The sequence below is a fragment of the Glutamicibacter sp. 2E12 genome (genome assembly GCF_050030965.1).
Taxonomy (GTDB): Bacteria; Actinomycetota; Actinomycetes; order Actinomycetales; family Micrococcaceae; genus Glutamicibacter.
The window spans coordinates 2,272,705-2,293,264 of the sequence record NZ_CP188297.1 but is presented as its reverse complement, the minus strand read 5'-3'; the positions used below and the strand labels follow the sequence as shown (position 1 = coordinate 2,293,264).

The following is a 20,560-nucleotide window of genomic DNA, read 5'->3' as shown; positions in this document are numbered from 1 at the left end:
TGCCCTTTACCCGCGGGCCCTGCAACCGATAGAAATTAATCACTGAATCACGAGTTCCACTCTTTGAGCCCTGGCTGAGTGGACGGCAACCCTCCTGCGTCATTGTGCGGGGTGCCCCAGGTGAAGATTCGACGCATCTTGAACGCAAAGATGCGTAAGCGATGGCGCCCCTTGCGCCAGAAAGGGGATCAATTCCCCATGACTAATGCAGCATCTGCCCCAACCGTATCCGAAGACCGCGCACAGCGCCTGCAGGAAGCAGGCAAGGGCTGGGGCGAACGAATTTCGGCTGCCCCGCAAAGTGCCCAATTGACTTTCACCGTCGAGGGCGAAGGCTTCGATTCGGTAGCCAGCAACATTGTCTCCGGCAAGCACACCTTCCAGGTCGACGAGCCAGCTGCCCTGGGCGGCAGCGACCTGGCCGCAAGCCCCGTGGAATACGCGCTCGGAGCGCTCATCTCCTGCCAGGTTGTGGTCTACCGCTTGTACGCGCAGAACCTCGGCATCCAGGTGGACGACGTGAAGATCCAGGCCAATGGCCACCTCGATGTCCGCGGACTCTTCGGCATCGACCAGACCATCCGCCCCGGCTTCTCGTCGGTGGATCTGGACATCCGGATTGCCGGACCGGAATCAGCTGAACGCTATGAAGAACTGCGCCGCGCAGTGGATGCACACTGCCCGGTGCTGGACCTCTTCGCCAATCCGGTGCCCGTGACAACCGCGGTAAGCATCGCAGAGACCAACTAGAGTTCGCTGAACTAAAAAGCACCGCGGCGGCCCCCGACTTCAGGGGCCGCCGCGGTGCACTTCTAGCTGAAGCCAACTATTGCCCCAGGAAGTTCAGCAGGACTTTGCCGGAGCGAGCCGAATCCTTGGCCGTTTCGAAGGCTTCAAGCGCATCGGCGACCGGGAACTCGTGGGTTACCGCCTCGGAAACCTGCAGTGAACCGTCGGCCAGGGCAGCAAGCACATGGTCGATTTCGTCGTTGAAGCGGAAGGAACCAACCAGTTCCAGCTCGCGGGTAATAGCCAGCGAAATGAGTGCGGGTTGTTCTCCTGAGGGCAGCAACCCGACCATGACCACTCGACCGCCGCGCACGGCACCGCGCACGGCGGAGGCCAACCCGCGGAAGTTGCCGCTGGCCTCGATCACCACGTCCGCGCCCACCTGGGCAAGAGCTTCCTGGTCATCGGCGCGCAAAGTTGAAGTGGCACCGAGTTTCCCGGCGATTTCCAACGGCTTCTCGTGCATGTCCACTGCGATGATTTCTTTGGCTCCGGCACGCTTGAGCACTGCTACAGCGAGAGCTCCGATCGGCCCAGCACCAATAACCAGCGCCTTCTTGCCGGCGACTTCACCGGCGCGCGACACCGCATGCCAAGCAACCGCAGCCGGTTCTGCCAGTGCCGCATCACGCAGTGCTAAGCCAGCAGGCAGCTCACGCAGCATGCGTGATGGCAGGTTCACTTCGCGGGCGAATGCGCCCTCGGTGTGCGGGTAGCGGGCGGCCGAGCCCAGATAGGTGCACCCCGGGGAAAGATTCGGGCGGTCGGCCGGGTAGGGTTCCCCGGTCTCGCCTGGTGTTGCCGGGTGCACGGCGACTTTGGTTCCGGCTGCCGGCCCGCTGCCGTCAGCGGCGGCCTGCATGACGGTCCCGACGATTTCATGCCCGAGAACCATTGGAGCCTTGAGGATCGATTCCCCGGCGGCGCCGTGGCTCCAGTAATGCAAGTCTGATCCGCAGATACCGCCGTAAGCGATGGCAACGCGTGCTTCATCTGCTCGCGGCGCTGCCAGCTCGATTTGTTCAATACGCAAATCATCGGCTGCATGGGCCACGACGGCCAACGTGCTGGTGGCGAGGGAATTAGACGACAACGCTCATGCCTCCGTCGATGAAAATGGTCTGCCCGTTCACGTAGTTCGATCCATCCGAGGCCAACCAGACTGCTGGTCCGGCCAGATCCTCGACAGTTCCCCAACGGGCAGCCGGGGTGCGGCCCAGAATCCAGGAATTGAATTTCTCGTCATCCACCAGATTCTGCGTCATCTCGGTGTGGATGTAGCCCGGTGCGATGCCGTTGATTTGCAGTCCCGAACCAGCCCATTCGGCGGTCATGGCGCGGGTGAGATTGCGCAGGCCTCCCTTGGCCGCACTATAGGCGGAGATGGTGGGGCGGGCCAAGTCGGTTTGCACCGAGCAGATGTTGATGATCTTGCCTTCGCCACGCTGCACCATGGAGCGTGCGACCTCTCGGCCTACCAGGAATGCGCTGGTGAGGTTCGTGTCAATCACACGCTGCCAGTCGGATACTTCCAATTCCAGCATCGGAACGCGGTGTTGGATACCGGCGTTGTTCACCAATATGCGGATGGGGCCGATGGTCTTTTCAATGGCGGCAATGTTCTCGCGCACGGCGGCATCATCGGTGACATCGAAGCAGACGCTATGGATTCTTTCGGCGCCATAGCGGGTGCCGAATTCGGCGACAGTTTCGGCCAAGCGTTGCGCATCGCGGCCGTGCAGGATGATGGTGGCTCCGGCATCGGCCAGGGCACGGGCAAGTTCGCGGCCAATACCGCGGGAGGACCCGGTCACCAGGGCCAGTCGTCCGGTCAGGTCAAAAAGTTGGCTCATGAGTTCCCTCGCATGAAGTGTCGATGGTTCATCGACGGGAACTCACCAGCGGTATGTACCGGCTGCTGTATCCGAAAAAGTAGCCCCGTCGCTTCCCCAAAAACATATCAGATATAAGAGGTGCGAGGGGCCATAAAGTCCGACTTATTTATTTGAAAACTATCCTGCCGGATCTAGCGGGTCTGCGAGTAGAACCAGTTGATGTGCTCTTCGAGCAGCTGGGCCGCCCGTTCGCGCTGGTTCGTCGCGAACGCGTGGTGGATGGCCTTGTGCTGGCGGCGCAGGATGCGCACCACCGGCTGCCAGGCCTCATCGCTGGGCACCGATTCGGAAACATAGTCGCTGATCGAGTTGCGCAGCGATTCCATCATCGATTCCACTACCGCGTTGCCGGCCATGGAGGCCAGGAGCACATGGAACTCGGCATCAATACGGTGGAAGGCCTCGCGCGAGAGCTGCGCGTCGTCCATGCGCATGATCAGCACCGCGGTGCGGTCAATGACCTGCTGGGCATGGATTGGATCGCGCGGCGTCATTTGCGCTGCCCAGGTTTCCAGCAAGATGCGAGATTCGACGATCTCGCGGACGTTGATCCCCTTGGCCGCCAGATGCAGGCGCAATGCCTGCGAAATGCCAGCCGAGGGGTTGGAGATGATCACCGCTCCGGAGTTGGGCCCGGAGCCGGTTGAAGTCTTGATAATGCCCATCACATCAAGGATGCGGATGGCATCGCGGACCGAGGCCCGCGAGATCCCATGCTGCTCCGCGAGCGCACGCTCGCCGGGAAGCTGGTCTCCAACGGAGAGCTTCTCCTTGCGCAGATCCTCTTCAATTGCTTGGAGAACAACCTGGTACGCACGCGGAGCTGGGTTTACTGGCATCGGATCTATTTTAGCCGTTCACGGCTAAGGCAGCATCCAGGACAGAACCGGGGTGGACTGCAGGTAAACCAAGCAGCACAGCACCAGCAGCATGCCTACGGACCAACCGGCAACCTTCTTGAGGATCACCGACTCCTGGCCTTCCATCTTCACCGAGGTAGCGGCGATGGCCAGGTTCTGCGGGGAGATCAGCTTGCCGACCACGCCGCCGGAGGTGTTGGCGGCAACCAGCAGGTTCGGATCGATGCCGGCATTGATGCCAGCGGTCTGCTGCAGCTTGGCGAACAGCGCGTTGGCCGAGGTGTCCGAGCCGGTCACCGCGGTGCCGATCCAGCCCAGGATTGGCGACAGGAAGGCGAAGAATGCGCCGGTGCCTGCCAGCCAGGTGCCAATGGTGATGGTCTGGCCCGAAAGGTTCATTACGTAAGCCAGGCCGAGGACCGACAGGATGGTCAGCGCGGCGTAGCGCATGTTGTAGACGGTCTTGCCGATTTCGGCAGCACCCTCGGCGAAGGTCATCTTGTACTTGCCGTTGCCGTCGTTCTTCGCGTAGACCAGGGCCACGATCAGGCCGGTGATCAGCAGCAAGGTGCCCGGGGAGGATAGCCACTGGAAGTTGTAGATGGTCGAAGATACCGCTTCGCCATCAGCATTCAGGATCTTGCCGTCCAGTCCTGGCCAGCCGAACTTGATGTCCGTGGTTGCCAGCCATGCAGGAATGTCCACGCCCAGCTTCCACAGCTTGGCCACGCCGAAGATGACGATAACCAGCAGGTACGGGAACAAAGCCATCCAGGTGTTGACCGGGTGCAGCTTGGCATTGGCCTCGTATGGAATTGCGGCGGCTTCAGCAGTCAGCACGCGCTGGCGTGCCTCGTCGGCACCCTTTGGAGTCCAGAAGCGCAGCAGGATCACTGCGGCGGCCAGACCAACCAGCGCAGCAACGATATCGGTCAGCTCATAGGAGAAGTAGGTCGAGCACAGCCACTGGGCGACACCGAAGGAAATGCCGATGGTCAGCGTTGCCGGCAGGGTCTGGCGCATGCCGCGCCAGCCGTCGAGGATCAGGACCAGGATCGATGGGACGAACAGCGCCAGCAGCGGGGACTGATGGCCAACGATGGCGCCGATGTCGGCAGCCGGGATGCCGGTCAGGGCACCGGCGGTGGTGATCGGGATCGCCACGGCGCCGAAGGCCACCGGGGCGGTGTTGGCGATCAGCACGGCGCAGGCTGCGCGCAGCGGCGACAGGCCCAATGCCAGCAGCATGGTGGCGGTAATCGCTACCGGTGCGCCGAAGCCTGCCAGCGCTTCAAGCAGGCCGCCGAAGCAGAAAGCAATCAGCACGGCCTGAATGCGCACGTCGCCGCCGCCGATGACGTCGAAGACGCGGCGCAGGTCTTCGAAGCGGCCCGACTTGACGGTGACCTGGTAGAGGAAGATCGCCATGACAACGATCCAGACAATAGGGAAGGCACCGAAGACCATGCCCATCAGTCCGGAGTTCAATGCCAATCCAACCGGCATGTTCCAGCCGAAGATCGCCACGAGGATGGCAACAGCGAGCGAGCCGAGGCCGGCCCAGTGGGCCTTGACCTTGACTACCGCCAGAAGTACGAAGAAGGCTACAAGCGGGATCAGTGCGATGAGCGCTGAAACAGCTATGCTCCCCGCGATCGGATCCGTGGAGGGTGTAAACACGGTGTGGGCGTCCTTACTCGAGATGGTCTGACCATATGTGGTCCGACCACCTAGAGTACAAGGTGAGAGCTATCACAACAAGTCTTGACTATTACGAAGTACGTGGCATAGTATGGTCTGACCACACCCTGAAAGAGTCATTTATTATGCGAATTGCTCTCTTTGCCACGTGCATTGTGGATGCTATGTATCCGGAAACCGCCAAGTCGACAGTGAAAATCCTGGAACGCTTGGGCCATGAAGTCATTTTCCCCAAGGCGCAAGCCTGCTGTGGGCAAATGCACATGAATTCCGGTTATATGCCTGAAGCCCTGCCCGTGGTCGAAAACCACATCAATGCCTTCGACACCGAAGACTATGACGTCGCGGTGGCCCCCTCGGGCTCCTGCGTTGCTTCGGTCAAGCACCAGCACCCTTTCCTGGCAGAGCGCCTGGGCAAGCCGGAGCTCAAGGAACGCGCAGTTGCCGTGGGCAAGCGCACCTATGAACTGAGCCAACTGCTGGTGGATGTCCTGGGGATCACCAACGCCGCCGAGCAGCTGGGCAGCTACTTCCCGCAGACCATCACCTACCACCCTTCCTGCCACGGCATGCGTTCGCTGAAACTCGGCGATCGGCAACTTGATCTGCTCAAGACCGTCGGCGGCATCACCGTCAACGAGCTTCCGGAAGCTGACCAGTGCTGCGGCTTCGGCGGTACCTTCTCGATCAAGAACTCCGATGTCTCCACGGCAATGCTCGAAGACAAGATGAAGAACATCTGCTCCACCGGCGCCTCGGCCTGCGCGGGCGGCGACGCCTCCTGCCTGATGCACATCGGCGGCGGACTTTCGCGCACCGGAGCCAAGCCAAAGACCCTGCACCTGGCAGATATCCTGGCCAGCACCATGGAAGAGACGGTGTCACTGTGACTCAGGTATTCCTCGGCATGCCTGCCGGCGGGCAGGGCAACCTGTTCGAGACCGAGCCATTCCCCAAGGCCGCGCACCGCGAACTGGGCAACACCCAGATGCGCAAGAACCTGCGCCACGCCACCCACACCATTCGCGACAAGCGGCTGAACGTCGTCGGCGAGCTTCCGGACTGGGAAGAGCTGCGCGACGCCGGCAGCGCCATCAAGAACCTGACGATGGCCAACCTCGAAGAGCGTTTGGAAGAGTTCGAGAAGAACTTCACCGCCCGGGGCGGCATTGTCCACTGGGCCCGTGACGCGGACGAAGCCAACAAGATCGTTACCGAGCTGGTCAAGGCGACCGGCTCGAAAGAGGTCGTCAAGGTCAAGTCCATGGCCACCCAGGAAATCGGCCTGAACGAGCACCTGGAGACCGAGGGCATCGAAGCCTTCGAAACCGACCTTGCCGAGCTGATCGTCCAGCTGGGCAACGACAAGCCAAGCCACATCCTGGTTCCGGCGATCCACAAGAACCGCACCGAGGTGCGCGACATCTTCCTCAAGGAAATGCCGGTAGTGGATCCGAACCTGACCGATGAGCCAGCCAAGCTGGCCGAAGCTGCCCGCAAGCACCTGCGCAAGAAGTTCCTTTCCGCCAAGGTCGCGATCTCGGGCGCGAACTTCGCGCTGGCCGATACCGGCACCCTGGGTGTAGTGGAATCCGAGGGCAACGGCCGCATGTGCCTGACCCTGCCCGAAACCCTGATCACCGTCATGGGCATCGAGAAGGTCCTCCCCCACTGGGAGGACCTCGAAGTCTTCATGCAGCTGCTGCCGCGGTCTTCCACCGGCGAGCGCATGAATCCCTACACCTCGCTGTGGACCGGCGTGAGCGAAGACGATGGCCCGCAGAACGTGCACATCGTGCTGCTGGATAACGGCCGCACCCGCGCCCTGGCCGACCGCTTCGGCCGCAGCGCGCTGAACTGCATCCGCTGCTCGGCCTGCATGAACGTGTGCCCAGTGTACGAGCGCACCGGCGGCCACGCCTACGGTTCGACCTACCCGGGCCCGATCGGCGCAATCCTCTCCCCGCTGCTGACCGGCATCGAGGTCGAGGAAAACGGCTCCCTGCCATATGCTTCCTCGCTGTGCGGCGCCTGCTACGACGCTTGCCCGGTGAAGATCAACATCCCGGAAATCCTCGTGCACCTGCGCGGCGAGGATGTGGATGCCAACCGCGACAAGCACAAGCTCCCGACCCAGATGGATCTGCTGATGAAGGGCGGCTCCTGGGCGTTGGGCAAGGGCAAGAACCTCGGCCTGCTCGAAAAGGCCTTGCCGCTGGGCCGGCTGATGTCCGGCAAGGAAAAGAAGATCAAGAAGCTTCCGGGCATCGCCGCAGGGTGGACCGCCAGCCGTGACATTCCCGCCCCGCCAAACAAGTCCTTCCGCGACTGGTGGAGCGACGAGAAGGAGTCCAAGTGAGCGCAAAAGACGAAATCCTGGGACGGATCCGCTCGGCACTAGCCGATGCTCCCGTCGCCCAAGAGGTACCCCGCGAATACCGCAAGACCTCGGATATGGGTGAAGCTGAGCTCATCGACCTGCTGGTGGACCGCTTGGTGGATTACAAGGCCGGGGTGGACGTCATTGACGCCGCGCAGATCCCGGAATACGTAGCGGCCAAGCTGGCGGGAGCCTCCAGCGTTGTCTACCCGCATGGCTTGGACACCGACTGGCTCTCAGGGCTGGGCGAGAAGGTCGAGCAGCGCATCGATGCCCCGGGCGCACGGCTGAGCATCGCCGAACTGGATGAAACCAGCGCCGTGGTCACCTCGTCGGCCGTTTCGGTCGCCGAGTCCGGCACCATCATCCTTGATGGCGAGCCAAACCAGGGCCGCCGCGCGATTTCGCTGGTACCCGACCACCATGTGTGCATCGTGCCGATCTCCTCGATCGTGCGCCTGCTGCCAGAAGCCATGCCGCGACTGGCCATCACCCGTCCGCAGACCTGGATCTCCGGCCCGTCGGCCACCAGTGATATCGAGCTGGAGCGCGTTGAAGGCGTGCACGGCCCGCGTACCTTGGACGTCCTGATGGTTCGCGGCCTGTAAGGCTGGCGCAATAAGCTTTCGCGGCCGGTTCCCCCCTCCTAAACCTCCAGGGGAACCGGCCGCGAGTGCATTTAAGTGTGCTGTCGGCTTCTTGCCCTAGCCGCCGGCAATAAAACCCTTCAGGTCCGCCTCTATTCGATCGCGCGCGGCAAAAAAGCGAAGCCGGCAGTCCAGCTTCGAACATTTCGCGGAAGCGCACCGGTGGCATGGAAACGCTCAAGCCCGCGATGACTTCCCTGGCTCCATCGTGACGGCAATCCGTTATACTTCCCTTGCCTCGGATTTTCATCACCGGAGATATCTGGCGCACCCAGCCCGCCAATCCTGTCCAGGCTTGGACGTGTCCATGGCGCTGCCGCTGGACGCGACCGGTGAGTTGGGCGAATTCTTCGCTCAATTCATGACTGAATCACCAGTAACTGCCTAGCTGCCGATGCGTCATCTGCCCGTGGCAGCTGTCATCCAAAACAGCATCAGCGGGCAGATTCTGATTACATGGATAGGCAGGCGGAAGATTCTCACTTGAAGGGCCGGGATGGAGAAACAACAGGACCTTCGGATTTCGGTACGCACCATTCCCGATTCGGCTTTGCGCTTCGTCGGCTTCCTCTCCTTCTTCGACCGCTATGGCACCCCTCCCATGCTGGTCGCACTTTCGCTGGGTACATCGCTCAGTTTCGCCCAAGCCGTCCAACTGGTAGCTTCCTATGCCTTGTTCTATGCCATAGGCCAGCCGATCTGGGGCGTGCTTAGCGATCGTTTCGGGCGTCTTGCGGTATTGCGCGCGGCGCTCATCGGCGCTTGCCTCGGCGCGGTCGCCAGCATCATGTTCACCGACTATTTGCCGCTACTCATTGCCCGCTCCGTCACCGGGTTCATGTTCGGCGCACTGTATCCAACCCTGATGACGCTCCTGGGCGATACCCGTACCGGGGTGGAACGCGCTCGCGGCTTATCTGATTTGCAGATCTATTCCTCGCTGGGCACCACCCTGGCGACATTAGCTTCAGGAGCATTGGCAACATACGCGAACTGGCGGCTGGTGTTCCTGTTGCCTGCACTGGGTTGCGTAGCGGCCCTGTATAGCTTGCGGAAGGCGGCAGAGCCCGAGCATTCGCGTTCCGGATTCAAATTCCGTGCAGCTTTGCGTCCCATGAATTTGGCCCTTTATGCCATCGTCTTCCTCGAAGGCGGGCTGCTCATGGGATTGCTGACCTATATCGTTCCCGCCTTGCAAGAATCCGGTGTCGCTATTGGCTTGGCAGGAGCGCTAGGTTGCGCTTTTGCCCTGGGAGTCATTCTGGGTGCACGCTTGATGCGCCGATTGGTGGCACGCATTGGCCGAACGTGGCTTATTGGGGGTGGCGGCCTGGTGCTTTGCGCAGCTTTCCTCCCCTCGGCGTTCGCTCCCTCCCCTGCCTCCTACACCTTCACCGCGTTCTTCCTGGGTGCCACGAACGCGATCATGCACTCATCAATGCAGGGGTGGGCGACCGATATCTCGCCTGACGCGCGGGCCACCACCGTTTCACTGTTCGTTTTTGCCCTGTTCGCGGGGGCATCTGCGGCGACCTACCTAACTGCAGATCTAGCGCAGAATGGCCACTACGGCCAGATCTTCGGAATCGGCTTGGCACTGAGCCTATTACTTGTGGCGGTGGCGACTGGCACTCATGCGCTGTGGCGCAGAATGCATCCAGCCAGCTGACTTCACTGGCAGGTAGGGGGCATTCTGGCATTGCAGAGAGTTCTTCTAGAGATTAGATGTTATTGCCGGTTGCATGTGAGAATCTTGAATTAAGCGAACGAGCCTCACAAGCGGAAAGCAGGTTGCCATGACCAGTCCAGGCGAAGAACCACGAAACCCCTATTCTTCAGGGCACCAGGGTCAGAACCGGCAGTACCAGCAGCCTGGTTCCTACGATCTCAACGGCGTCCCGCAACAGCCTTACTACAATCAACAGGCACATGGCCAACCGGGCCAGTACCCCCAGGGCAACTTCGGCTATCCGACAGCATCCCAATTTCAAGGCACCCAGCTGGCACAGACCTCGATGATTCTTGGCATTGTGTCCATCTTCGTTGCAGGCGTGATCCTTGGCCCGATTGCTATTTTCAAGGCCAATAAAGCCGAAAGGGAATTCAATACGGTATCCACGGTCGGCAAAGTGACCGGTTGGATCGGCACCATTTTGGGCGTGCTCTGGATCGTGTATGTCGCATTCCTTGTCATCGGTGCTATCGCATTTTCCGTGGACCCGTCATTCAGCGGGTCCTAGGCACTTCTTCCCTCCACTTTAACGACAAAGCCTCCGGCTCACTTTCGTGAGCCGGAGGCTTTGCCGGTATCGGCCCTTGTCCCGTCATCCCCATGACGGCCTTCGGGAAACTTTTACTCTGCGGTTGGCAGTACGAACGAAGCGTCGATTTCGATCTTGACCTTGTCGCTGACCAGAACGCCACCGGCTTCCAGTGCTGCGTTCCAGGTGATGCCGAATTCCTTGCGGGAGATGGTCGTGGATGCGAAGAAGCCAACGCGGGTTGCACCGAAAGCGTCTACAGCTTCGCCGCCGAGCTCTGCTTCGAATTCAACTTCCTTGCTCACGCCGCGGATGGTCAGATCGCCAACGAGAATGAACTCGCCAGCCTCGCCCTTGACCGCAGTGGACTTGAAGGTCATGGTTGGGAACTGCTCGGCGTTGAAGAAGTCCTCGCCCTTCAGGTGGCCGTCGCGGTTAGCGTCCTTGGTGTTGACCGATGCGATCTGGACGGTTGCCTCGACCGAGGAGTCCGCCAAGGTTGCGCCGGTGGTCAGGGTTGCGTCGAATTCAGTGAAGCTGCCGCGAACCTTGGAGATGCCTGCGTGGCGAACCGAGAAGCCGATCTCGGAGTGCGATGCGTCGAGGTTCCAGGTTCCGGTGGTCAGTGCAGATGCAGTCATGTCTAAGTCCTTTCGTCGGGCCATCAAGTAGTTGACGCCTCAATTTGTTTTGCTGATACCAGTATGACACTAATGAAGTTGAAGCGTCAACCACTTTCCCTAAAAAAGTTTCATCTGGCTATTCAAGAGATCCGTATTTTGATACTGACTAGGAAAGTTTCTACTGAAGTCATTTTTCATGCACCCCTTTACTCAGACGCGTACATGGCTAGACTGAGGCCATGAACGCAAATGACCCAGTTCCCGATCATGCCCAAGAAGAAGCCGAGTTATCCGCAGAGCTAGAGGAAATTTGGCAGGAAGAATCCATCACTACCGCTGCCACGACCGAAATCGCCGATGAAGTCGACGGCGAGCTAGGCACCCGGAACCAGCAATAGGTAGATGGCCTCCACCTATTTCTATCCTGCAAGCAAATCCATCCGAGAGAAACCAATCCCCAGTGAATCCTCGGCGACATTGAAATGGATCCCCGGCATCGCGATGCCGGGGATCCATTGCTTAATCCATGCAGTTTTCGTTGCCTCGGTTAGGGATTGGAGACCAAGCCTTGGCCAACCATCCATTCGAAGGCAACATCCGCCGGTTCACGGCCAACCACGTCCACCTGGTAATTCAGGTCCATCAAGACCTGATCAGTCAGCAACGGAGCGATCTTGTCCATGATCTGCTGGATTTCCGGGTGCTTTTCAAGGAATTCTCCGTTGAAAGCCGGGGCGGCGTTGTAGCTTGGGAAATACTTCCGGTCATCTTCCAGCACGGTCAAGTTAAGCGCCTTGATGCGCCCGTCAGTGGTGAAGACTTCACCGAAGTTGCACGCGCCATTAGCGGTTGCCTGGTAAATGGCACCCACGTCGTACAGACCGATATTGTCCTCAGCCACTTCTGAACCACGGTCGATATCGTAGTGTTCCAGCATTGGAGTCAGACCGTCTCGACGGGAATTGAATTCCGGGTCGACGCAGAACGTCAGATCTTCGGGGTCCAGCGTCTGCAGTTCGGAAAGCTTGGCGATACCCAGCCGCTTGGTCGTTTCTTCGTTCATCGCCAATGCGTAGGTGTTGTTCAACGGTGCCGGATTTCCCCAGATAATTCCATTGGCAACATCCTCATCGTGCACCGACTGCCACTGCTCTTCTTCACCCACAACAGGTGATTCGTGGCCCAAGTAGGTCAGCCACGCGGTACCGGTGTACTCCCAGAGCACGCTCGCGTCGCCGGAAAGCAGCAACTGACGTGCCGGCTGGGAGCCAGGAACATTGGTCAGGTCGGTGACGTCGTAGCCGGCGGCCTTGAGCGCGATCACGGTGATCTTCCCCAGCAGCAGCTGCTCGGTAAAGGACTTGGACGTGACGGTCACGGTGGTGTCTTCAGCGTTTTCGACCAGCGGCTTGATCTCGGCGGGGCCGGCATTGGGCGCCGTCCCGGTCGATGGGCTTAGTCCGCACCCGGTCATTCCGATCAGGGCGGCCATGGACAAGACAGCTAAATTCAGTTTGCGGTTCACGAAAGTCCTCTCGGTCGTGCCACCTGTTCGACGACACGGCCAAGCCAGTCAATCGTCAAAGCCAGCAAGGCCACTAGCAACGAGCCGGCAATCAGCACCACATTCAGGTTCAAGTTCACACCCGTAGTGATCAAGATGCCCAGCCCGCCGCCGTTGATAAAGGTCGCCAACGTGGCGGTGCCTACCAGCAGCACCAGGGCTGTGCGGATGCCCGATAGCATCACCGGGACGGCCAACGGCAGCTCGACCTTCAACAGCACGGACATCTGGCTCATGCCGATTCCCCGCCCGGCCTCCACCAGGCGTTCATCAACCTGCTGCAGGCCAACAATGGTGTTGGAGAGCACCGGAAGAATCGCATAGATCACCAGTGAGACAATGGCAGTTTTCGGGCCGAACCCCAACCAGAAGGCCAAGAGCACGATGACGCCAATGGCGGGTGCGGCTTGGCCGAAGTTGGCAATGGCGCGCACCGCCGGGGCTGCCTTGCGCAGTCCGGGGCGAGTGAGCAGCACGCCGAGCGGAATCGCGATCAGCAGCACGATGAGCGCCGAGATGACCGTGATGTTCAGGTGGTCGAGGGTGTAGCCCCAAATCGTTGCCGGATCCAGCGTTTGCTGTTCGGTCTCGGTCAGGTCGGCTGTTACCAGCCAACCCACCAAGATGGCGAAAGCAGCTGCGATTCCGGCGATCTGCCAAATCAAGCTGCGGGTTTCGGATCTCATGCCGATTCACCATCCTGCCCGGTGGCCGCACTATCGATATTCACGACGTTGATGGCACCCGAGTTCAGGCCAACCGGCGCCTCGTGATTAGCATCCGTGGTGTTGTTCGCGGCCGCGATCGCCTCCATGACGGTCTGCACCGTGATGACACCCGTGAGCACATCACGGCGTCCCGTTACCAGGGCCGACTCGGAACTGGCCACCAGCATGGTGTCCAATGCGTCGTTCAAGGTGGCCTGCTCACCGACGACCGGCATGGATTCATCGTAGGTACCCTCGATGATCTGGGCACGCGACAGTTGCCGGCGGTCCATGCGGCGCAGCGGACGTCCCCGCGAATCAAGCACTACCGCGTATTTGCGTCCGGCGCCCTGCAGCTGCGAGAGCACCTCCGAAGCATTCTTGCCCGGTGTGGTGGTGATGGCTTCTCCCAGTTCCACTTCGTTCACCCGCGTCAGGGTCAGCTGCTTCAAGCCGGCACCCGAACCGATGAAGTTCTCCACGAACTCGCTGGCCGGATTGGCCAGGATCCTTTCTGGGGAGTCGTACTGCTCCAGCTGCGCGCCTTCGTTGAAGATCGCAATCCAGTCGCCGAGCTTCACCGCTTCGTCGAAGTCGTGGGTCACGCACACGATCGTCTTCTGGACTTCAGACTGGATGTTCAGCAGCTCATCCTGCAGACGCTGGCGGGTAATTGGGTCAACTGCACCGAATGGCTCATCCATCAGCAAGACCGGTGGATCCGCTGCCAATGCACGGGCGACGCCCACACGCTGCTGCTGGCCGCCGGAGAGCTCCTTGGGGAAACGGTCCCGGTAAAGTTCCGGATCCAGCGAGACGAGTTCCAGCAGCTCGTCGACGCGGGCAGCGATCTTCTCCTTGGGCCAACCCAGCATCTTTGGAACCATGGCGATATTGGTCGCCACGGTCATATGCGGGAACAGGCCGCCAGCCTGGATCACATAGCCAATGCGGCGGCGCAGTTCATCACCGTTCATGCCGGTGACATCTTCGCCGTCAATGACGATCTTGCCGCTGGTCGGCTCGATCAGGCGATTAATCATCTTCAGGGTGGTCGTCTTGCCGCAGCCGGATGGCCCCACGAACATCACGATGGACCCGGCAGGGATCTCCAGGGTCAGGCCGCCTACGGCCGATTTCTTTTGTCCCGGGTAGGTCTTGGTTACTTCTTCAAGCATGATCGAAGCGCCAGTGACATTCTGGGCCACGGCATTTTCAGGGATCTTATGTTCAGACACGGATACCTCGCGGGGTAGTCAGTCGGCCAATGCCGAGCAAAATCAAATCAAGGATGAGCGCCAGGATCACGACGCCAACTACGCCGGTGATCACGGATTCCAGGGAGTTCGCGCCGCCCAGACGCGAGAGTCCTTGGAAGATGAACCCGCCGAGGCCAGGACCCAGGGCGTAGGAGACCACTGCGGCGACGCCCATCACCATCTGGGCTGAAATTCGTACGCCAGTCAGGATCACCGGCCAAGCTATGGGAATTTCTACTGATATCAGAGTCTTCAGCCGGCTCATGCCGATGCCGCGCGCTGACTCGATAATGGTTGGTTCGATGTTGTTCAGCCCAACGATCGCGTTGCGCAGAATTGGCAGGGCGGCGAAGAACGTCACCACGATGACTGCCGGAGTAACCCCGAAGCCCACGGGGACAATAAGCAAACCGATCAGGGCAAAGGACGGAATAGTCAGGCCGATGGCGCTAATGCCGTTAGCCAAGCCTGATAGGGGCTTGTTGCGGTATACCAATACGGCAATCAGCACAGCAATAATTGTCGCCAGGATCAAGCACTGCGCGACTAGCGAGAAGTGCTGCCACGAGGCGAAGAGGATATGGCGAGATCGCTCGCCAAAAAAGTCACCCACATTAAAACCTGCTTCACTTTAGTTTCGTATCTAGATCGTTATTTCAAGACTGGTCTCTGGGACCGTAGCTTGCCATGAGTTTAGCCGGGTCAGCGGAGCATGGCCAAGCCACGTTTTCCAGATCAAAGCTCTGGCTCGGCCGTATTTAAGGCCAATTGCTATCAATTGCCGATCACGAAATATGGTGCACTTTCAGCGAAAAGTGTAGTGAGATAGATTCATGAAACTTGCAACGCTCCGCCTCGCCAGCGAACCAGGCCATACCACCGCTGCTGTCATTGAAGATGGCCGCGCCTACTACTTGGACAACCTCGATTCAGTGCAGCGTTTCCTGCGTCTTGATGACGCAACTCAGCAAGAAGTAGTTGCTCGCGCTTTGGTGGGTGATTCCATCGCCGAGGGCGAAGCCGACTACGCTCCGCTGATCCCCAAGCCGGAGAAAATCTACTGCATCGGTTTGAACTACAAGACGCATGCGGCCGAGGTCGGCGAAGACCTGCCGAAGTATCCGACGGTGTTCGCGAAGTTCGCTTCCACCCTATGCGGCGCCAAGGACACCATCGAAATTCCAGTGGAAGACCACCGGGTGGACTACGAAGCAGAGCTGGCTATCATTATCGGCAAGCCGGGTCGCCGCATCAGCCAGGAGGATGCTGCCGCGCATATTGCCGGCTACGCCGTGGCCAGCGATGTGTCGATGCGCGGCTACCAGGGCCGCACCCAAGAGTGGCTGCAGGGCAAGATCTGGGATCGTTCCACTCCCCTGGGCCCGTGGCTCGTGACCCCGGATGAGCTGGATCCCGCCGCCCGCATTACCAGCACGGTCAATGGCACCGTGGTGCAGGACGAACAGATCGATGATCTGATTTTCTCGGCTGACGCCTTGGTTTCCTACCTCTCGACATTCAATGAATTGCAGCCAGGCGACGTCATCCTGACGGGTACGCCCTCTGGTGTTGCGTTAGGCCGCCGCGACGAGAATGGGCGTCACCCGTGGCTCAAGCACGGCGATTCACTTGAAACTTCGATCGAAGGCCTGGGTACCTCTGCGGTAGTTTTCAACGCGCCGCAGAACTGATATTCCTTGTCGCTTCCGGGGGCCTGTCCGCATTGGCGGGCGGGCCCCCGAGGCGTTAAGCCCCGTTCCCAATTTTGCTATTGAGACTCATTCTCATATAAGCTTGAACGCGTGAATCTCATCGTTCTCTCCGCACTTGATACTTCCAGCCGCGACTCCGGCCTCAGCCACCTGGGACACCACCATCCTGACGCCGTCATCTTGCGCTATGACTTCGTCGACGGCAATCGGCTGGTGCGCCACGTCTCCGGATCTGCAGCCGCAGAACATGCCGAAACCGTTCTTGGGCACCCCTGCATCGGCTGTGCCACGAAGTTCGAGATCCTGCCGACGATCCAACGCCTGGCCCCCGAAGATTCCGAGGCCACAATGATCCTGGCGTTGCCCGCCACATGGCATAGCGGAACAGTGCTGGACATGCTCGGGACAAAGCTCGAACCACTGGAAATCCGGATCAGCAGCATCGTCTTGTCCCTGGATCCCGCCGAATTGGAAAACCAGATGTGGGACCGGCACACCCTCTGGGAATCGGGATTCAACGCCATGGAACGCGATGCGAGGACGTCGGGAGAGTTCTTCTTCACCGAATTGATGCAGGCAGATACCCTCATTCCGGTCGAAGGCCTGGAAACCCAGCTGCTCGAAAGCGCCACCGGTCCACGACGCGCTGGCGGCGCCGACTATGAAGCCGGCCTAGAATTAGCTCGGCAGATGGCACCGCATGCGCATATCTGCGTGCACGAAGAAGGACTCGGCTCCTTCCACCCCGGAGCAGCGCGCCAACGCACCAGCGCCGGGCACCTGCCGCGAACAGCAACCAATGCCCGCACTGCGCCGATCCACCTGCATGCCGAACGTCCGCTTCATCCCGAGCGCTTCCGCAAAGCCCTGCCGTCCCTGGCTGAATCCTGCACCTGCATCCGCGGAATCCTCTGGGTGGCTAGTGCCCTCAGCGAGCGCGTCGCCATCGGCGGAGCCGGTCCGCGCATCTGGATGGAAAACACCGGAGCGTGGAATTCGAATATCGCCGTCTCGGAATTGCTGCTCTACGGATCCGAACACGAAGCTTCGCAGATCGAGACGGTCTTCGAGCAATGCCAGGTCACCGAAGAAGAACTCAAGGACCTGTTCAGCTCCGCACATCATGAAGGAGGTGAATGGCATGAAAGTTAGGAATTCCATCCGCGCATTGAAGAAGGCGCCCGGCTCCCAGGTGGTCAGACGACGAGGTCGCGTCTTCGTGATCAACAAGCAAAATCCGCGCATGAAAGCGCGGCAAGGCTGAAGCCCGGAAATTGCCGGCGTCCACTTCGGTGGATGCCGGCAATGCGGCAGCCAGCCCGAGCCCCGGGCCTGATCGTGAAATAAAGTTAACAAACCGGACATGGCATCCGCCAGCGCGCTTTGTGACACAGTTCTCCCCTTGCCATATGATGGCACTCACATAAGGGGATCGGCTTCTCGCCTGAAACTCTTCATCATCAGTCACTCGCACATAAGGATATTGAGTCCATGGACGCTTTGGGCGATCTCTTCGGGGACATCTCCTCCGTCATTTGGGGACCGTTTGTCCTCATCCCGCTACTTTTGGGTACTGGCCTGTACCTGACCATCCGCTTGGGTGGCCTGCAATTCTTCAAGCTCGCTGCCGCATTGCGCCTGGGCCTGCTCAAGCGCAAGGATGCCGAGGCAGAAGGCGACATCTCGCAATTCCAGGCACTGACCACAGCGCTGGCGGCCACTGTCGGAACCGGTAACATCGTCGGTGTCGCAACCGCCATCGGCATCGGCGGCCCAGGTGCCCTGTTCTGGATGTGGGTCACCGGCCTACTGGGCATGGCATCGAAGTACACCGAGGCCTATCTCGGCGTGCGTTACCGCGGCACCGACGCCGCAGGCGAAAAGTCCGGCGGTCCGCAGTACTACCTGGAACGCGGCATTAAGGGTCCGCTGGGCAAGTTCCTGGCCCTGTTCTTCGCCATCGCCGCCACCCTGGCCTGCTTCGGCATCGGCAACATGACCCAGGGCAACTCCATCGCCCTGAACTTGGAGAATTCGTTCCACGTCACCCCATGGGTTACCGGTGTCGTGCTGACCGTGCTGTCGATCGCTGTCCTGGTCGGCGGCATCAAGTCCATCGGCCGTGTCACCGCTGGATTCGTTCCGGTCATGATCGTCTTCTACGTGGCCGCATCGATCTACATCCTGATCGCTAACGTCGGCGGCATTCCTGCAGCTTTCGGCGAGATCTTCACCGACGCCTTCACCGGCACTTCCGCTGTTGGCGGCTTCGTCGGCTCGGCCATCATCATCGCTGTCCAGTACGGTGTTGCCCGCGGCATCTTCTCCAACGAATCCGGCATGGGTTCGGCTGCTATCGCTGCCGCGTCGGCACAGACCACCCACCCGGTTCGCCAGGGCCTGGTCTCCATGACCCAGACCTTCATCGACACCATCATCGTTGTTACCTGCACCGGCCTGGTCATCATCACCACCGGCACCTGGAAGGTGATCGATGAATCCACCGGCGAGCAGATCTCCGCTGCGCTGATGACCGGCCAGGCATTCACCCACGGCCTGCCTGGTGAATGGGGCCACTGGATCGTGACCATCGGACTGGTCATGTTCGCCTTCTCCACTATCTTGGGCTGGAGCTACTACGGCGAGCGCAACATCGAGCGCCTCTTCGGCCGCAAGCTCGTGATGCCATTCCGCATCGTCTTCTCGCTGGTCGTCTACGTAGGCTGCACCACCGAGCTGACCGCCGTTTGGAACTTCTCGGACATGATGAACGGCCTGATGGCGCTGCCGAACCTGATCGGCCTACTGATCCTCTCGGGCATGGTGGCTCGCGAAACCCACTGGTACCTCAAGCATGACCCGAAGCTGGAAGCCAACAAGGCGCAGATCGAGGACTTCATGAATGATCGTCCGGGTTGGGCTGAATGGAAGGCTGGCGACGTCGTCGGTTCCTCTCGCAACCGCGGTGCCCACGAGGCATAGGCACCGCAAGCTAAAAGAACCCGTTCAGCATCTGATTGATTCCAGATGCTGAACGGGTTCTTTGCTGTTGGAAGACAGCTAAAGGCTTAGGCGTTCCACAGGCCGTAGGAGTCGGCCAGGTCGGCGATCTTCTGGGCACGGGCCAGACGCGGCAGGTATGAGCCATCGCCCACCGAAGCGCCGGCGGCGTGCGCTTCGAGCAGTTCCATGGCCCAAGACAGCTCGTCTTCGCTGGGTGCCAACGCGGCGTTAATGCCATCTACATGATCGGTGGACAACGACAGCTTGCCGGTCATGCCCATGGAGGCGGTGATGCGGGTTTCTTCGGTCACCTTGGCGGCATCGGCACCTGCCGGTGGAGGTCCGTCGATAGCGCCAGGCAGCTTGCCTACACGCGAAGCGATCACGAGCCGGCCGCGTGCGTAGGCCAGTGCCATCGGGTCGTCGGAGACGCCCGTGTCCTTGCGGAAGTCGTTGATGCCGAACGCCAGGCGGAAGGTACCCGGGGCCGAAGCGATCTGCGTGGCGTTCTCGATACCCAAAGCGGTTTCGATCAAGGCCAGGACCGGAGTGCCCGCGCGCAGCCTCATCGCGCTGTAGGTAACCTGTTCAGGCTGCTCGGTCATGGCCAGCATGATTCCACGCAGGCCGGGAGTTCCCGACAGCGCGGCAAGGTCATCGGCCCAGAAATCAGTGTCAATGCCGTTGACGCGCACCCACGCAGTCATGCCATTGGAGAGTGCTCGCACTACGTTGTCGCGAGCCTGGATCTTCTGGTCGTCAGGAACGGCAGCTTCCATGTCAAAAATCACCGAGTCCGCTTCACAAGCCAGTGAAGGAGCGAAAGTTTCCTCCTTGGCCGCATTGACCAAGAGCCAGGAACGGGACAATTTTGCAGGAAGAGCCGCAGCTCGACGATTTCGGAATGCCATACGTCCTACACTACTCACTCGGCCCTCCAAGCTTCCACTGGCCATGTACAGTATTTGCTTCAAGTGAACCGAAAGGCGCGGAATGCAGCACTGGAGCAGTCCGGATGCACGGCACCAACCTGAACCGGGTAGCCTTCTGCGCAGTGGAGCTGAGCATGGATGCAGTGTTGCCTGCGGCGCTCCACGGGCTCCCGCGTTCTGCCATTTCCGAAGTCCTACCGCAGGCTGGAAACGCGGGAATTGATCAT

At 60.1% G+C, this 20,560-nt stretch carries 21 protein-coding genes and 1 riboswitch; of the genes, 11 read left to right on the top strand and 10 right to left on the bottom strand.

Features of this window, described 5'->3' with window-relative positions; genetic code table 11:
* The first annotated feature begins 45 nt into the window (after positions 1-45).
* Positions 46-167: riboswitch (SAM riboswitch) on the top strand.
* 31 nt (positions 168-198) lie between these two features.
* Entirely contained in the window at positions 199-750 is a 552-nt protein-coding gene (locus ACP3TE_RS10750) for an OsmC family protein (RefSeq protein ID WP_133834033.1), read from the top strand.
* A gap of 76 nt (positions 751-826) precedes the next feature.
* Here ACP3TE_RS10750 and ACP3TE_RS10745 read toward each other — a convergent pair whose 3' ends face one another.
* From ACP3TE_RS10745 to ACP3TE_RS10730, 4 genes are all read right to left on the bottom strand, one after another.
* Positions 827-1,882: an L-idonate 5-dehydrogenase gene (locus ACP3TE_RS10745; RefSeq protein ID WP_105656272.1), complete on the bottom strand. Its 1,056-nt coding sequence runs from the start codon at positions 1,880-1,882 to the stop codon at positions 827-829.
* Positions 1,872-2,642, bottom strand: coding sequence for an SDR family oxidoreductase (locus ACP3TE_RS10740; protein WP_105656271.1), 771 nt, complete (start codon positions 2,640-2,642; stop codon positions 1,872-1,874). Before ACP3TE_RS10740 ends, ACP3TE_RS10745 begins: the two co-directional genes overlap by 11 nt.
* A 173-nt stretch (positions 2,643-2,815) precedes the next feature.
* The gene (locus tag ACP3TE_RS10735) at positions 2,816-3,523 is read right to left on the bottom strand and encodes a FadR/GntR family transcriptional regulator (RefSeq protein ID WP_426733511.1); all 708 of its coding nucleotides are present in this window, start codon (positions 3,521-3,523) and stop codon (positions 2,816-2,818) included.
* 24 nt (positions 3,524-3,547) lie between these two features.
* A complete protein-coding gene (locus ACP3TE_RS10730; RefSeq protein WP_105656269.1) occupies positions 3,548-5,224 on the bottom strand; it encodes an L-lactate permease in 1,677 nt (558 codons plus the stop codon).
* Between the two features lie 146 nt (positions 5,225-5,370).
* Here ACP3TE_RS10730 and ACP3TE_RS10725 point away from each other — a divergent pair, with 146 nt between their 5' ends.
* The 5 genes from ACP3TE_RS10725 to ACP3TE_RS10705 all read left to right on the top strand — a co-directional run bounded on the left by ACP3TE_RS10725 (position 5,371) and on the right by ACP3TE_RS10705 (position 10,512).
* A complete protein-coding gene (locus ACP3TE_RS10725; protein ID WP_105656268.1) occupies positions 5,371-6,135 on the top strand; it encodes a (Fe-S)-binding protein in 765 nt (254 codons plus the stop codon).
* Positions 6,136-6,152: 17 nt separating this feature from the next.
* Complete coding sequence (locus ACP3TE_RS10720) at positions 6,153-7,604, top strand: LutB/LldF family L-lactate oxidation iron-sulfur protein (RefSeq protein ID WP_426736219.1); 1,452 nt, start codon at positions 6,153-6,155, stop codon at positions 7,602-7,604.
* Positions 7,601-8,233 carry a LutC/YkgG family protein gene (locus ACP3TE_RS10715; RefSeq protein WP_332594596.1) on the top strand — a complete coding sequence of 211 codons (633 nt, stop codon included), beginning with the start codon at positions 7,601-7,603 and terminating at the stop codon, positions 8,231-8,233. Before ACP3TE_RS10720 ends, ACP3TE_RS10715 begins: the two co-directional genes overlap by 4 nt.
* A gap of 535 nt (positions 8,234-8,768) precedes the next feature.
* The gene (locus ACP3TE_RS10710; RefSeq protein WP_426733508.1) at positions 8,769-9,941 is read left to right on the top strand and encodes an MFS transporter; all 1,173 of its coding nucleotides are present in this window, start codon (positions 8,769-8,771) and stop codon (positions 9,939-9,941) included.
* A 127-nt stretch (positions 9,942-10,068) separates the two neighbouring features.
* Entirely contained in the window at positions 10,069-10,512 is a 444-nt protein-coding gene (locus tag ACP3TE_RS10705; protein ID WP_105656265.1) for a DUF4190 domain-containing protein, read from the top strand.
* A 113-nt stretch (positions 10,513-10,625) separates the two neighbouring features.
* Here the strand turns inward: ACP3TE_RS10705 and ACP3TE_RS10700 are convergent, their stop codons facing one another.
* Positions 10,626-11,174 (bottom strand): YceI family protein, encoded by a 549-nt coding sequence (locus ACP3TE_RS10700; RefSeq protein WP_105656264.1) that lies wholly within the window; start codon positions 11,172-11,174, stop codon positions 10,626-10,628.
* Between the two features lie 221 nt (positions 11,175-11,395).
* Here ACP3TE_RS10700 and ACP3TE_RS10695 point away from each other — a divergent pair, with 221 nt between their 5' ends.
* A complete protein-coding gene (locus tag ACP3TE_RS10695; RefSeq protein ID WP_166650780.1) occupies positions 11,396-11,554 on the top strand; it encodes a hypothetical protein in 159 nt (52 codons plus the stop codon).
* 149 nt (positions 11,555-11,703) lie between these two features.
* On the opposite strand, the gene ACP3TE_RS10690 is transcribed toward ACP3TE_RS10695, so the two are convergent.
* The 4 genes from ACP3TE_RS10690 to ACP3TE_RS10675 are packed head-to-tail and all read right to left on the bottom strand — an operon-like array spanning position 11,704 to position 15,299.
* Positions 11,704-12,681, bottom strand: coding sequence for a glycine betaine ABC transporter substrate-binding protein (locus ACP3TE_RS10690; RefSeq protein WP_426733505.1), 978 nt, complete (start codon positions 12,679-12,681; stop codon positions 11,704-11,706).
* Complete coding sequence (locus ACP3TE_RS10685) at positions 12,678-13,406, bottom strand: ABC transporter permease (RefSeq protein ID WP_105656263.1); 729 nt, start codon at positions 13,404-13,406, stop codon at positions 12,678-12,680. Before ACP3TE_RS10685 ends, ACP3TE_RS10690 begins: the two co-directional genes overlap by 4 nt.
* On the bottom strand, positions 13,403-14,665 hold the full coding sequence (locus ACP3TE_RS10680) for a betaine/proline/choline family ABC transporter ATP-binding protein (protein WP_105656262.1): 1,263 nt from the start codon (positions 14,663-14,665) through the stop codon (positions 13,403-13,405). The genes ACP3TE_RS10685 and ACP3TE_RS10680 overlap by 4 nt, the downstream gene beginning before the upstream one ends.
* Positions 14,658-15,299, bottom strand: coding sequence for an ABC transporter permease (locus ACP3TE_RS10675; RefSeq protein WP_105656261.1), 642 nt, complete (start codon positions 15,297-15,299; stop codon positions 14,658-14,660). Before ACP3TE_RS10675 ends, ACP3TE_RS10680 begins: the two co-directional genes overlap by 8 nt.
* 220 nt (positions 15,300-15,519) lie before the next feature.
* Between ACP3TE_RS10675 and ACP3TE_RS10670 the strand changes: the two genes are divergently transcribed.
* The 4 genes from ACP3TE_RS10670 (at position 15,520) to ACP3TE_RS10655 (ending at position 19,380) form a co-directional block, all read left to right on the top strand.
* Positions 15,520-16,377 (top strand): fumarylacetoacetate hydrolase family protein, encoded by an 858-nt coding sequence (locus ACP3TE_RS10670; RefSeq protein ID WP_105656260.1) that lies wholly within the window; start codon positions 15,520-15,522, stop codon positions 16,375-16,377.
* 111 nt (positions 16,378-16,488) lie between these two features.
* A complete protein-coding gene (locus ACP3TE_RS10665; protein ID WP_105656259.1) occupies positions 16,489-17,550 on the top strand; it encodes a GTP-binding protein in 1,062 nt (353 codons plus the stop codon).
* A complete protein-coding gene (gene ykgO / locus ACP3TE_RS10660; RefSeq protein ID WP_081461171.1) occupies positions 17,540-17,662 on the top strand; it encodes a type B 50S ribosomal protein L36 in 123 nt (40 codons plus the stop codon). Before ACP3TE_RS10665 ends, ykgO begins: the two co-directional genes overlap by 11 nt.
* A gap of 227 nt (positions 17,663-17,889) precedes the next feature.
* Positions 17,890-19,380, top strand: coding sequence for an alanine/glycine:cation symporter family protein (locus ACP3TE_RS10655; protein ID WP_105656258.1), 1,491 nt, complete (start codon positions 17,890-17,892; stop codon positions 19,378-19,380).
* Between the two features lie 86 nt (positions 19,381-19,466).
* Here the strand turns inward: ACP3TE_RS10655 and ACP3TE_RS10650 are convergent, their stop codons facing one another.
* A complete protein-coding gene (locus ACP3TE_RS10650; protein ID WP_105656257.1) occupies positions 19,467-20,312 on the bottom strand; it encodes an HpcH/HpaI aldolase/citrate lyase family protein in 846 nt (281 codons plus the stop codon).
* Positions 20,313-20,560 lie beyond the last annotated feature (248 nt).